Annotated in this window: 9 protein-coding genes; 4 read left to right on the plus strand and 5 right to left on the minus strand. The window is 68.1% G+C overall.

Going from position 1 to position 12,989, the window contains the following annotated elements; translation table 11 throughout:
- Window positions 1-37: 37 nt before the first annotated feature.
- Together J3U95_RS19965 and J3U95_RS19970 are read right to left on the minus strand one after the other, a co-directional pair.
- Window positions 38-1,720: a response regulator gene (locus tag J3U95_RS19965; protein ID WP_208280403.1), complete on the minus strand. Its 1,683-nt coding sequence runs from the start codon at window positions 1,718-1,720 to the stop codon at window positions 38-40.
- Window positions 1,710-3,191, minus strand: a complete 1,482-nt coding sequence (locus tag J3U95_RS19970; protein ID WP_208280404.1) for an ATPase domain-containing protein — start codon at window positions 3,189-3,191, stop codon at window positions 1,710-1,712. Before J3U95_RS19970 ends, J3U95_RS19965 begins: the two co-directional genes overlap by 11 nt.
- Window positions 3,192-3,398: 207 nt before the next feature.
- Between J3U95_RS19970 and J3U95_RS19975 the strand changes: the two genes are divergently transcribed.
- Entirely contained in the window at window positions 3,399-3,638 is a 240-nt protein-coding gene (locus J3U95_RS19975) for a hypothetical protein (protein ID WP_229519970.1), read from the plus strand.
- Window positions 3,639-3,667: 29 nt separating this feature from the next.
- Here the strand turns inward: J3U95_RS19975 and J3U95_RS19980 are convergent, their stop codons facing one another.
- Entirely contained in the window at window positions 3,668-4,552 is an 885-nt protein-coding gene (locus tag J3U95_RS19980) for a phosphate/phosphite/phosphonate ABC transporter substrate-binding protein (protein ID WP_208280406.1), read from the minus strand.
- The gene (locus J3U95_RS19985; RefSeq protein ID WP_370662091.1) at window positions 4,549-6,837 is read right to left on the minus strand and encodes a putative bifunctional diguanylate cyclase/phosphodiesterase; all 2,289 of its coding nucleotides are present in this window, start codon (window positions 6,835-6,837) and stop codon (window positions 4,549-4,551) included. The genes J3U95_RS19980 and J3U95_RS19985 overlap by 4 nt, the downstream gene beginning before the upstream one ends.
- Window positions 6,838-6,975: 138 nt before the next feature.
- Between J3U95_RS19985 and J3U95_RS19990 the strand changes: the two genes are divergently transcribed.
- Complete coding sequence (locus J3U95_RS19990; protein WP_208280407.1) at window positions 6,976-9,285, plus strand: FG-GAP-like repeat-containing protein; 2,310 nt, start codon at window positions 6,976-6,978, stop codon at window positions 9,283-9,285.
- A 3-nt stretch (window positions 9,286-9,288) separates the two neighbouring features.
- Here the strand turns inward: J3U95_RS19990 and J3U95_RS19995 are convergent, their stop codons facing one another.
- Window positions 9,289-10,416 carry a metallophosphoesterase gene (locus J3U95_RS19995; RefSeq protein WP_208280408.1) on the minus strand — a complete coding sequence of 376 codons (1,128 nt, stop codon included), beginning with the start codon at window positions 10,414-10,416 and terminating at the stop codon, window positions 9,289-9,291.
- 270 nt (window positions 10,417-10,686) lie between these two features.
- On the opposite strand from J3U95_RS19995, the gene J3U95_RS20000 reads away from it, so the two are divergent.
- Together J3U95_RS20000 and J3U95_RS20005 are read left to right on the plus strand one after the other, a co-directional pair.
- Window positions 10,687-11,511, plus strand: coding sequence for an IclR family transcriptional regulator (locus J3U95_RS20000; RefSeq protein WP_208280409.1), 825 nt, complete (start codon window positions 10,687-10,689; stop codon window positions 11,509-11,511).
- A gap of 33 nt (window positions 11,512-11,544) precedes the next feature.
- Window positions 11,545-12,924, plus strand: coding sequence for a sodium:solute symporter family protein (locus J3U95_RS20005; protein ID WP_208280410.1), 1,380 nt, complete (start codon window positions 11,545-11,547; stop codon window positions 12,922-12,924).
- Window positions 12,925-12,989: the final 65 nt, after the last annotated feature.

A 12,989-nucleotide genomic window follows, 5' to 3' on the forward strand; every position in this document is an offset into this window, starting at 1 on the left:
GGCGGGGCATACATTGGTATGCGTCCGCCGTTTGCGGTCAGCGCGGCTGGCGCGCGCCGCGGCCGGCCGTTCGCTTGCGCAGCGCGGTGACGAAGGCGTCGTTGATGGCGCCGAGCGACGCGGGCTTGCGCACGAACCCCACCTTCAGTTCCTGCAGCCGTTCGGGCGACAGCATGTAGCCGCTGGTGAGCACCACCGGCAGCGCCGGATGGTGGGCGGCCAGCCAGCGCGCCAGGTCGATGCCGTCCATCTCTCCCGGCATCATCACGTCCGAGAACACCAGGTCGACGTCCGCCAGGTCGCAGGCGAACGCCGCATCGGCGCCCGTGGCCAGGCGCACTTCGACGCCCAGCGACTGCAGTAGCGCGCCAGTTGCGTCGGCCACGTCGGGGTCGTCCTCGACGTACAGCACGCGCAGGCCGCCCAGGCCGTCGGCGCGCAGGGCGGACGGATCGATGCCCGGGGCCGCGGCCTGCTCCTCGCTGCGCGGCAGCAGGATGCCGATCGTGGTGCCGACCGGATCGCGCCGGATGAAGGCCAGGCCCTGGCTCTGGATGGCGAAGCCGTACACCTGCGACAGTCCGAGCCCGGTGCCCTTGCCCATCGGCTTGGTGGTAAAGAAGGGCTCGAAAGCCTGGCGCGCCGTCTCCTCGCTCATGCCCTCGCCGTCGTCGCTGATGAACAGGCCGACGAAGTCGCCGGCCAGGTGCCCGCCTTCCGGCAGCGCGGGGTCGGGCAGGGACCAGTTGCGCGCCGCCAGCTTCAGCACGCCGCCATCCGGCATGGCGTCGCGCGCATTGCCGGCGACGTTCAGCACCGCCGCGTCGAGCTGGGCCGGATCGACCACCACCCGCCATAGGTCGGGTGCGACGTCGCTGCGCAAGTCGATGCCAGGCCCCAGCGTGCGCAGGATCATGTCCGAGGTGGCGCGCAGCTGCGCGCGCAGGTCGAGCGCGACGCTGGCCAGCGGCTGGCGGCGGGCATAGGCCAGCAATTGCTGGGTCAGGGCGGCGCCGTGGCCGGAGGCGCGCCGGATGCCGTCCAGCGCGCGCGTCACGCGCGCGTCAGGGCTGTTCGCCAGCAGCATGCGCAGCAGGGTTTCGCTGCCGGCCACCACCTGCAGCATATTGTTGAAGTCATGGGCGATGCCGCCCGTGAGCTTGCCGAGCGATTCCAGCCGGCGCGCCTCGGCCAGCGCCTGCTCGACCCGGCGCCGCTCGAGCACCTCGCGTTCCAGCGAGGCGGTGCGGCGCGCCACCGTCGCCTCGAGTTCGCCGGCGTGGCCGGCCAGCTGCGCCAGCTGGTCGCGCACGGCGAACTGCAGGCGCCGCGTGCGCAGCGCCGAACGCAGCGCCATCGCCAGCACCAGGCGGGCGGTGGGGCGGATGAGCAGGGTGACGTTGCCGAGTTCGCCGAGACGCCGGAAGCGGCCGTCGTCGACGTCGCGGCTGTCGGCGTCGGCCAGCACCAGGATCGGCAGGTCGGACCATGCCGGCTGGTGATGCAGCCGGTCCGCCAGGTCTTGCAGCGCGCAGCGCGCCAGGCCTTCTTCGGTGATGACGATCGCGAGCGCGCCGTCGTCCAGCGCCGCATAGAATTCAGGCGCGTCGGCGCAGACCCTGGCCGCCACGCCCTCGTGGTCGACGATCGCGCGCAGGGCGGCAGTGTCGCCCGCCAGCGGGGCGAACACCACGACCGCTTGTGTCGACTCAGGCGCCAAGGGCCGCCACCCCGATGTCGTCGTCCTTGCTCTGCACCCGGGCGCCGATGCGGATGCCGTCGTCGGTCAGCTCGAGCTCGCGGATCTCGTGCACGTGCGGTCCCTGCCGCTTCTTGAGCACGCACAGCGCCTTGCACACGATGTGGTCGCGCTCGTAGTAGCGCAGCGAGATGATGTTGTCGGTGATGATGCTGACGGCATCCGGCTCCTTCGAGGTGTCCAGCGTCTGCGAATGGGCGCCGACGATGATCGAGGACACGCTCATATTGCTCAGGTAAGAGAACAGCTCGTTCATCTGCGGCAGCAGCGACTTCTCTTGCCGGATCACGTCCAGGTAGGAGTTGATGCTGTCGACGATCACCAGCCTGACGTCGTGGTCTTCGACCATGCGCCGCACGTTCCAGATGAATTCACCGGGTGAGATGCGCGACGGATTGACGCGGCGCAGGAAGAAGCGGTGCCTGTCGTCGGGGACAGCCGCCTCGCCGCCGTCGCCGGTATCGAGGTCCCTGACCGGCCCGTCGCCCATGTCCGCGACCAGGCGAGAACGCAAGGTCGACTCGGATTCGTCGAAATTGAAGTAGGCGACCCGCAGGCCCGACCCGACCGCCGAGCGCGCATACTGGAGCGCCAGCGTCGTCTTGCCGACGCCGGAGGGCCCCAGCAGCATCGTGGAGCTGCCGGCGACCAGCGGTCCTCCGGCCAGTTCGTCGAGGGTCTCGATGCCGCTCACGATGTCGCTGCGTTGCGGCGGCCGGTGATGCTCCTGCGCGATCAGGCTGGGAAAGACCAGGATCTCGCCGGGCAGGATCTTGTAGTCGTGCCAGCCGCTCTGGAAGCTGCCGCCCCGCATCTTGACGACGTGCAGGCGGCGGCGGGCGGCGCCGAAGCTGCGTTCCACGTACTCCAGCGAGATCACGCCATGCACGGCGCTCTGCAGCTCGTATTCGCGGCCGTCCGAGGTGATGTCGTCGAGCAGCAGCACGGTCGCGCCGATGCCGCTGAGACGTTCGCGCAGGGCGATGATCTGGCGCCGGTAGTGGGAGCTGTCGCGCGCCAGCAGCCGGATCTCGACCATCGAATCGATCACCACGCGCGCCGCGCGCGCCTGCTCGACGCGCTCGGCGATGCGGTTGACCAGCTCCGCCAGCTCGCTCTCGGTCGGCAGCAGGATGCTCTGCGGCGCCGGCTGGGCGGGCAGCGGGATCATCTCGACGATCTCGACCCCGTCCAGGTTCCAGCCGTGGTTGGCGGCGGTGGCGCGCAGTTCGTCCTCCGCCTCGGACAGGCCCAGGTACAGGCAGGCATCGCCGCCGGCCACGCCCTCGATCAGGTAGCGCAGGCCGAGCGTGGTCTTGCCGGTGCCTGGCCGGCCTTCGATCAGGTGGATGCGGTTGCGCAGCAGGCCGCCATGCAGCACGGCATCGAGTTCGGGAATTCCAGTGACAACGCGTTGCGGACAATGGGTCATGTTGGTTTCGTCTAAGGCGCAAAGGCCTGCCGTGTAGCGGGCAGGGCCGGGATTTGTGATGAAAATATGATAACAATCTGTGGCTGGACAGTGGCGCGAGATTGGAACTCCCGGCGTTTATTGGCTTGTGGCAATGCTTCTTGCCGGTGGCGGGACTACCATGCGCTCAGGTCCTGTCGAGGAGGTGATATTGCCATGGCGCATGACATGAAGTCCGTCAGGGAAGCCGCCGCCGAACTGCGGCGCGTGTGGCGCGCAGCGTCCGGATTCCTGCTCAGTATCGAGCTATGGCTAATGGTGCTGGTGGCCGCCAGCATGGTTGCCGGCTTCTGGCTGGCCTTCATGGGCGAGCCATGCTGCCTGCTGGCTTTCGGTGTCGCGCTTGGTTACCCGGCGCTGCGCATCGTGCTGCACCTCAGGGGTCGGCTCGCCTGGCCATTCTTCTGAGGCTGCCGGCCGGCGCGATCCGGTCCAGCTCAATAAATCTCGTGGACGATCCGGTAATCCTGATCCGATACCGGCACGAAGCGCGCGACGTTCAGCTTGTCCAGCACGTCCGCGCTTTGCGGGCCGCCCCGGTTGAAGAAGGCGGCGCGGATCTTCTCCTGCAGGTCGTCGCACAGCTGGCCCCTGAACACGAAGGGATCGGTCGGGATCGGGCCGGAACGCCAGACGACGCGGATCCGGCGCTCCTTGCCGGGATGCGAGGCCGTCTCCGCCGCCAGGTTCTGGCTGCCGACGAAGGCGGCGTCGATCTGTCCCGCCAGCACCCGGCCGATCGACTGGGTATGGCTGCCCGAATAGCCGACCTGGGAAAAATACGCTTCCAGCGGCCGGCCGACCTGTTTCGCGAACACGTGGCGCGGGATCAGGGCCCCCGACGTGCTCTCGGGATCGACCAGGGCCAGGCGTCTTCCGCGCAGGGATGGAACATCGACGATCGCAGTGCCGGCCCTGACGATCAGCAGCGAGTGATAGAACGCGCCTGCGGGCTGGAACCTGCTCGCCTTGTTCGCATAGTTGGCGAACGGCGTGAGCATGGGATCGGCGCGCCTGGCGGACACGTAGGACGCGGGCCCGAGCCGGGCCAGGTGGACCGCGCCGGACAGCAGGGCTTCGACCACCGCCCCGTAAGACGGCGCCGCATAGACTTCCACCGGGATCCCCAGCGCCGCGCGCAGCTGGTCGAGCAGCGGCAGCAGGTCCGCGATCTCCTTCCTGACGTGGCCGCGCGGGATGATGGAAAAGCGCAGCCGGTCCGGCCGTTCGCAGGCCGCCGCCAGCGCCGGCGCCCCTTGCACGGCCAGGGGCGCCAGGAGCGGCAGCTGCAACAGGGTCCGGCGGCGGGAATCGGGCTTCATGTGGGCTGGAAGGATAGGCACTGCTTGTGGAGGAGAGGCGCGATCTGCGCGGCGGCGCACGGGCGCTGCAGGTAGAAGCCCTGCACCTGGTCGCATCCGGCGGCCTTCAGGTGCACCAGCTGGTCGCGCGTCTCGACGCCTTCGGCCACCACGGTCAGGCCCAGGTTGTGGGCCAGCGAGATGGTCGAGGCGACGATCACCGCATCGTTGGTGTCGTTGCGGATGTCGCGGATGAAGGAGCGGTCGATCTTGACGGTATGGATCGGGAACTGTTTCAAGCGCGAGAGGCCCGAGAAGCCGGTGCCGAAGTCGTCGAGCGCCATCCGGATGCCGGCGCCTGCGAGGGCCTCAAGGTTGCGCTGCGCCAGTTCTGCATCCTCGATCAGGCTGCTCTCGGTGAGCTCGATCTCGATCAGGCCGGGTGCGATGCCGTGAAGGGCCAGCGCGCCGAGGAAGTCTTCCAGCAGCCGTTCGTCGCGCAACTGGCGCGCCGAGACGTTGATCGCCACCGGCACCAGCGGCACGCCGTCCGCCCGCCACTGCGCCAGCTGGCGGCACACGGCGTCAACGATCCAGCGCCCCAGCGGCGCGATGAAGTCCTGCTCCTCGGCCAGGGGGATGAAGTCGCCCGGGAAGATCAGGCCATGGTCGGGGTGCTGCCAGCGGATCAGGGCTTCGAGGCCGACGATCTGCAGGCTGTCGAGCGTCAGCTTGGGCTGGAAGTGCAGGCAGAATTCATCGTCCTGGATGGCCGTCCTGAAGCGTGCGGCAAGCTCAGAGTGCAGCGCGCTGGAAGCGTTCAGCGAGGCGTCGTAGAAGCTGAAGAAGCCGCGCCCGCGCGCCTTGACGCTGTACATCGCCTGGTCGGCATGCAGCAGCAGCTCGTCCAGCTGCTGGCCGTCGCGCGGATACAGCGCAATGCCGACGCTGGGACTCGTTTCGACGTCGTGGCCGTCGAGGTCCGGATAGACCGCCGACAAGCCCTGCACCAGCTTGCCCGCGAGCTGGGCGACGAATTCCTCCGACGGCACCTCGGACAGCAGGACCACGAACTCGTCGCCGCCCAGCCGGGCGACCAGGTCGTATTCGCGCACGGCGCCGCGCAGGCGCGCGGCCACCGCCTTGAGGAGCTGGTCGCCGACGCCGTGGCCCAGGGTGTCGTTGATCACCTTGAAGCGGTCGAGATCGAAGAACAGCAGGGCGTACAGGTTGCGGCTGCGCCTGGCCCGCTTGAGTTCCGCCGACGCCATCTCCTGGAACATCCGGCGGTTGGCCAGCCCCGTCAGGTGGTCTTGCGAGGCCAGCGCCAGGGCGCGGCTCTTTTCCTGCTCCAGCTGGGCGATCAGGCGCTGCTTTTCCTGTTCCGACACGGCCACGGCGCTGTGCAGCCGCTGTTGCTGCCACAGGCCGGCCGCGATGCCGATCGTGATGACCAGCACCAGCAGCGAATAGGCGCCCGCGCGCAGGAAATACGCCTGGTGCTGCGCATCCAGCTGGCCCAGCACGACTGCCGGATCCTGGATCACGGTCACCCGGATCGGGATGTCGGCCAGGACTTCGCGGGCGACGATGGCGCCGGCGGCGGGCGCCGCCCCTTTCCCGATGCCGGGCACCAGGATCCCGCCCTGCATGACGGCCAGCGGCGCGCCGTCCTGGCGGACGATTTCGATGCGCCCCTCCGGCCCCAGGTCGACGTTGCGGTAGCTGCCCAAAAAATATCCCAGGTCGACCATCGCGCCGTAGTGGCCCCTGTCTCCATCGAGGCGGACCAGGAGCGGCAGGCGCCAGGGATACTTGCCGCCCGCCGCGGGGCGTCCGATCGTCATCGCCGGTGCGTCGGAAGAACGGCCGCCGGCGCTTTCCAGAAGCTGTTGCAGCTCGGGTTCCCGGTCCTGGTTGGCGGACGAGTACAGCAGGGCGCCGTCGGCATTGAACAGCGCGGCGCGCACATAGGCCGAATCGCCGACCAGTTGTGGATTCAGGTGGAAGGCGGCCGGCTGCGCCGCATTCGCTTCGCCGGCGGCGATGCGCGCGTAGAGCGTGGCCCGGCCCAGCACTTCCTCGAGATTCGTCGCGACGATGAGGACGATGTTCTCGCTGCTGGTGGTCGCCGCCTGGCGCGCGACGGTTTTTTCCTGCTCGGCGCGATCGACGTAGAAGGCCCAGATCGAGAGCACGATCGTGAGCCCCAGCACGCAGGTCACGGGCAGCAAGGCATTGGGGCTGACCAGGGACAGGACGCGGCGGCGCAGGATGGCGAGTGGAAGAGGGATGGAGACAGGCACCGGGCTGTGATTTATCGATCCGAACGAGCCATGCTAACAACGTGGCATGACAAGTCCATGACATGGCGATGCCAGGCGTGCTTGCTGGATTGTCAAGTCTGCTATGCTGCCCGTTTGCAGTCATGGAGGAATGCATCGATGACGTTTGACCTTTGCGCCAGGCCGCGCAGCCCCGGTTGGATCCGGCGCGCGACTGCCATCGCGCTGGCCGCCGCGACGATGGTCGGCAATATAGCCCATGCCCGTGAACCCGCCCAGGCGACGGCGCCGCAATGGCGCCAGCAAGACGCCGCTTCCAAACCCACCGCGCGCCACGAGAACGGTTTCGTGGCCGTGGCCGGACGCCTGATCCTGCTCGGCGGGCGCGGCGAGCGTCCCCTCGAGATATATGACCCGGCCTCCGGGCGCTGGACCCGGGGCGAGGCGCCGCCATTCGAGATCCATCACCTGCAGGGCGTGGAGTTCGGCGGCAAGCTGTATGTGCTCGGCGCCCTGACCGGCAAGTTCCCGCAAGAGCAGCCGGTGCCCGACATCCTGATCTACGATCCGGCGGCCGACCGCTGGAGCAAGGGGCCCGAGATCCCGCCGCAGCGGCGGCGCGGCGCGAGCGGCGTGGCGGTGCATGACGGGATGATCTACCTGGTCGGCGGCAACCGCCGCGGCCATATGAGCGGCTACGTCGCCTGGTTCGACGCCTTCGACCCGGCGACCGGTCGCTGGACCGAACTCCCCGACGCGCCGCATGCGCGCGACCACCTCCACGCCGCCGTCATCGACGGCAAGCTGTATGCGGCAGGCGGCCGGCGCTCCGCGCATGACCTGGGCAATGCCCTGGCGCAGACCGTCGGCGAGGTCGACGTCTACGATTTCAAGGCGAAGCGCTGGAGCACGCTCCCGGCGCCGCTGCCGACGCCACGCGCCGGGACGGCCAGCGCGGTCATCGGCGGCAAGCTGGCGGTGATCGGCGGCGAGAGCCTGAAGCAGGTGGAGGCGCACCGCGAAGTCGAGGCCTGGGACCCGCAAACCGCGCGCTGGCAAACGATGCCCGCCTTGCCGGTCGGCCGCCACGGCACCCAGGCCGCCACGCTGGACGGCAAGGTCTATATCGCGGCCGGCAGCGGCAACCGCGGCGGCGGGCCGGAGCTCGACGATCTGTGGCGCATCGAGCCTGGCGCCCAGCCCGGCGCGCCCGCCGCGCGCGATCCCGCCTACGATGCATTCTCCCTGATCCCAGAGGCGCCGGGATCCGGCTGGATCGATGCGACCCTGCCCAACGTTCCGGTCGCACCGGCCCTGCACGCCGCCGACTCGGTGTTCATCGACGTCGACCACGACGGCGACCTGGACGTCGTGGTCTCGGTGGAGCATGGCGTCAATCGCCTGTACCGCAACGACGGCGGCGGCAAACTGACCTACGTCCCCGATGCCTTCGGCACCCGCATGCACGACAGCGAACACGTGCGCGCCGCCGATTTCAACGGCGACGGGCATATGGACGTCGTGTTCGTCGCCGAGGCCGACGAGTACCACCAGCTCTACCTGGGCGACGGCAAGGGCGGCTTCGTCGACGCCAGCGAGCGCCTGCCGGCCCACAGCCAGGGCAACGGGCTCGCGGTCGGCGACGTCGATGGCGACGGCCTGCCCGACATCTTCATCGGCAGCACCGGCGAGGCGGGCGGCGGCAAGGAGGTGCCGGCGAAGAACCTGCTGTTCCTGGGCGACCCCAAGCGGCCCGGCCACTTCGTCGATGCCTCGGCCACCCACCTGCCGCAGGCGAACGACCAGACCGAGGGCGCGGTGCTGGCTGACATGAATGGCGATGGACACCTCGACCTGGTGCTGGCCAGCCCCAGCCAGCCGAACCGTCTCTTGACCAACGACGGCAAAGGGCGTTTTCGCGATGAGTCGCACCGGCTCGAGCTGACGGTGCCGATGGAGACGCGCGAAGTGCACGTGCTGGACGTGAACGGCGACGGCAAGCTCGATATCGTGTTCTTCAATATCACGAGCAACAACGCCGGCTGGGAAAAAGACCCGCAAACGCGCTTGCTGGTCAACGACGGCAAGGGCAACTACCGCGACGAGACCACGGCGCGCCTGCCGGCGCACACTTTCTCGAGCTGGGCCGGCACGGTGGTCGATTTCAATGGCGACGGCGCGCCGGACCTGCTGGTCGGCGCGATCCAGGTGCCGGGCTTCGTGCCGCTGCAGCCGCGCACCTGGCAGAACGACGGCAAGGGCAATTTCAAGGACGTGACCCTGTCGGTGCTGCCGGGCGTGACCGTCGGCCGCAGCTGGAGCATGGGCCGGGGCGACCTCGATGGCGACGGCAAGGATGATGTCTTCATCGGCGGCTGGGGCACCCAGGCGCGCCTGCTGCTCAGCGACATCGAGAAGCACCGGGCGTCGCTGCCGCCGGTGCCGAAGCTCGAGAAGAAGGGGCGCTAAGGGTCAGCGCGCCGGCCTGAGGACGAATTCCGTGATCTCGGCCGGCACCCCGAGCCGGATCGGGAAGCCATTCCACAGCCCGGTGCCGTTGCTGACGTACAGCTGCATCCCGCCGATGCGATAACTGCCCGAGACATAGCCGCCATTCGCGCGCTTCACCACCTGGTCGACGCCCCGGATCATGCCGCCATGGGTATGGCCCGACAGCTGGACGTCGATCCCGGCTTGGGCATTGGCGGCGACGCCGATCGGCTGGTGGCTGAGCAGCACGACCGGTGCATCCGGCGCCGCGCCTTCGAGCGCGCGGCGCGTATCCGGCCCTTCCATGCCGAAGCGCGGCGCCACCCGGTCGGTGACGCCGGCGATCGTCAGGCGGTCGCCGTCGTGGTCGATCGTGGCGTGGCGGTTGGCCAGTACCCGCATCCCGAGTCCTTCGAAGGCCCGCGTCCAGCGCTCGGCGCCGAAATAATACTCGTGGTTGCCGAGGCTGGCGATGACGCCATGGCGGGCGGCCAGGTCGGCCAGCGGCCGCACGTCGCCTGCGCGCGCCTGCGGCGAACCGTCGATCAGGTCGCCGGTGACGACGACCAGGTCGGGCCGCAGCGCATTGCTGCGCTCGACCACTTCGCGCACCCAGTCCCCGTGCATCAGGCGGCTGATGTGCAGGTCGGTCAGCTGCACCATCCGGAAACCGTCCAGGGCCGGAGGAAGGTCGCGGATCGCCAGTTCGACCCGGCGCACCTCGGGCACCTGGACCGCCTGCTGCACGCCGGCGGCCGACAGCAGGGTGCCGACAGCGACGACGGCATAACGCAGGCGCAGCGTCAGGCGCGCATCGAGGGCGCGCCCGCGCCGCAGCGCCCAGGCGGCCAGCATCGCCAGGTCGGCCAGCAACTGCAGCAGGAGCACCAGCAGGAAGCTGCAGTACAACCAGCCCAGCAGGATGATGAAGATGCGCGGGAGCTCGGGCGAGAACATCGTGCCGAACACCCAGCGCTGGATCATGTGGTGCTGGCAGACCAGGAACAGGATCAGCGCGATGCCCACCCGCGTCGCGCGGCGGCAGGGCAGGGGAACGATCAGGCGCAGGACAAGATAAATGTAAGCGATGTAAACATAGGGGAAAAACACTTCAGCAACACTCTTGTCTTCTGTTGAGTTGCCGCATGATAACGCAGCCCTTCAGCCGCACGACCTATACCGAATTGCCGTCGCAAAACTTAACCGGTATCAAGGAACCTCGACGAAGTCTTCTATAAGAGCATATAATAATATTTCTCGAACTTTAGTTCGCATTCCGAATTCTTAATTTCCTCAGATAGCAGTAGCAAAGCCAGATCATCCACCGACGTCCTCGTAGCGAACTATAATTCGCATTCCGAATTATCGATCGAGATTGCCATGAAAAAAGCCGATTCCACCCCCGCCGATCCGAAGAACACCGTCCAGTCGCTCGCCAAGGGCTTCAAGGTCTTGCAGGCCTTCACCGCCCAGGAGCCGGAACTGACGATGGCCGAAGTCGCGCGCCGCGCCGACATGGATAACGCGACGGCGTTCCGCTTCCTGAACACGCTAGTCAACCTCGGCTACGTCGACAAGGTCGACAACAGCCGCCTGTTCCGTCTCTCGCTGAAGGTGCTGGACCTTGGCTTTCACGCGATCGCCCGCTCCGACCTGCGCACGCATGCGCGACCGATCCTGCGCGGCCTGGTCGGCGAGGTGAACGAAGCCGCGTCGATCGGAGTGCTCGACGGCAGCAGCGTGATGTATGCCGAACGCGTACAGGCAGGCCTCACCCAGTTGGGCGTGGACGTGCGCATCGGCAGCCGGGTGCCCGCGTACTCGACGGCAGTGGGGCAGGCGATCCTGGCATGGCTGCCGCGCGAGACCCAGGCCAAGGTGCTGGCGGGCCAGCCGATGATCAAGCTGACCGACACCACGATCACCGAGATGGATGCGCTGCTGGCCCGGCTGGACCACGTGCGCGACATCGGCTACGCCCTGTCGAACCAGGAAACCGTGACCGGCCTGTATGTGCTGGCGGTGCCGGTATTCGACATCGACGGCATGCCGGTGGCCGCGCTCAGCGTGGCTGCTCCGGTGCATCGGGGCACGCTGGAACAGTTCAAGGAAAACACGCTGGAGGCGGTGCTGGCGGCTGCGCGCCAGTTGTCGACATCGCTCCAGGCGACCGGCGGCTATGCCAGCCATCGCCCGGGCCACTAGGCGCGCCGCACGCGTCGTCGGAACGGGATTTGCATGCAGACGCCTGGATACCGGAGCACCGTCATCATCGCGATGGTCGTGTCCTACATTGCCCTGACCGCGTGGCTGACGGCGCGCGCGCGCAGCACCACGTCCAGCGAATTCATGGTCGGCGCGCGCAGCCTGTCGCCGCTGGTGGTGGGCGTGCTGATGGCGTCCGAATTCGTGGGCACCAAGTCGATGATCGGCACCGCCCAGGCCGCGTTCGAGTCGGGCATGGCGGCCTCGTGGGCCGTGCTAAGCGTGGCGATCGGCTTCCCGCTGTTCGGTCTGGTCCTGGCGCGCAGGCTCTATAACTCCGGCGAATACACGATCTCGGGCGCCGTATTCCAGCGTTATGGGCGTCCCACCCAGCTGATCGTGTCTCTGATCATGATCTACGCGCTGTTGCTGGTCAACGTCGGCAATTATCTCAGCGGCGCCGCCATCGTCGCGGCCGCGCTGCACCTGGACCTGCCGCTGGCGGCGATCGCCATCGCCCTGGTCAGCACCTTCTATGTGGTCTTCGGCGGCATGAAGAGCGTGGCGCGCGTGACCGTCTGGCACAGTGTCATGAAATTCCTTGGCCTGCTGGTGGTGCTGGCCGTGGCCATGCGCCTGACCGGCGGCGTCGCCTCGATGAAGGCGGCGCTGCCGCCGCTGTATTTCACGTGGGACGGCGCGCTCGGCGCCTCGACCCTGGTCGCTTTCTTCATCGGCAATCTGGGCGCCATCTTCTCGACCCAGTACATCATGCAGGCGATCTCCTCGACCGCCAGCGCCGAGGCGGCGTCGCGCTCGACCTTCATCGCCGGCGCGCTGGCGCTGCCGCTGGGCCTCGCGCTGGGCCTGATCGGGGTCGCGGCGCGCACGCTGTATCCCGACGTGCCCAGCCTGTACGCACTGCCCATGTTCCTGGAATCGATGAACGACTACGTGGCCGGCTTCGTCACGGTGGCGCTGGTGGCCTCGATCTTCGCCGGCGTGAGCACCGTGGCGCTCGCGATCGCCTCGCTGGTGGTGCGCGACTTCTATCTGCCGATCTGGCAGCCGGCGCCCGAGCGCCAGCTGCGCGTCACGCGCCGCATCGCGCTGGCGATCGGCTTCGTTCCGCTGGCCTTCGTGTTCCTGGCCCCGGGACTGCTCGAACTGTCGTTTTTCACCCGCGCGCTGCGGCTGTCGATCTCGGTCGTCGCCGTCATCGGCCTCTACCTGCCGTTCTTCGGCAGCGGGCGCGGCGCGGCCTGCGGCCTGTTGGCGTCGGTGGCGACCACCACCGCCTGGTACCTGCTGGGCAACCCCTACGGAATCGACAATATGTACATCGCGCTGGCCACGCCGGCGCTGGTGATCGCGGTCGAACGCGTGTTCGACCGGCACTGGGTACCGCGCTGACGGCGCGGTTCGCCGGGCAGCATTGCCCGGATTTTTCGCCGCCCGTCCGCGATGGGCGGCTTCAC

It is taken from the genome of Massilia oculi, assembly GCF_017582745.1.
GTDB lineage: Bacteria > Pseudomonadota > Gammaproteobacteria > Burkholderiales > Burkholderiaceae_D > Telluria > Telluria oculi_A.

What these genes read in the sequence shown, in the direction of transcription:
- J3U95_RS19975 (WP_229519970.1), top strand. Translation starts at nt 3,399, where the DNA reads ATGAAGTCCGTCAGGGAAGCCGCCGCCGAACTGCGGCGCGTGTGGCGC.
- J3U95_RS19990 (WP_208280407.1), top strand. Translation starts at nt 6,976, where the DNA reads ATGACGTTTGACCTTTGCGCCAGGCCGCGCAGCCCCGGTTGGATCCGG.
- J3U95_RS19970 (WP_208280404.1), bottom strand. Translation starts at nt 3,191, where the DNA reads ATGACCCATTGTCCGCAACGCGTTGTCACTGGAATTCCCGAACTCGAT.
- J3U95_RS20000 (WP_208280409.1), top strand. Translation starts at nt 10,687, where the DNA reads ATGAAAAAAGCCGATTCCACCCCCGCCGATCCGAAGAACACCGTCCAG.
- J3U95_RS20005 (WP_208280410.1), top strand. Translation starts at nt 11,545, where the DNA reads ATGCAGACGCCTGGATACCGGAGCACCGTCATCATCGCGATGGTCGTG.
- J3U95_RS19980 (WP_208280406.1), bottom strand. Translation starts at nt 4,552, where the DNA reads ATGAAGCCCGATTCCCGCCGCCGGACCCTGTTGCAGCTGCCGCTCCTG.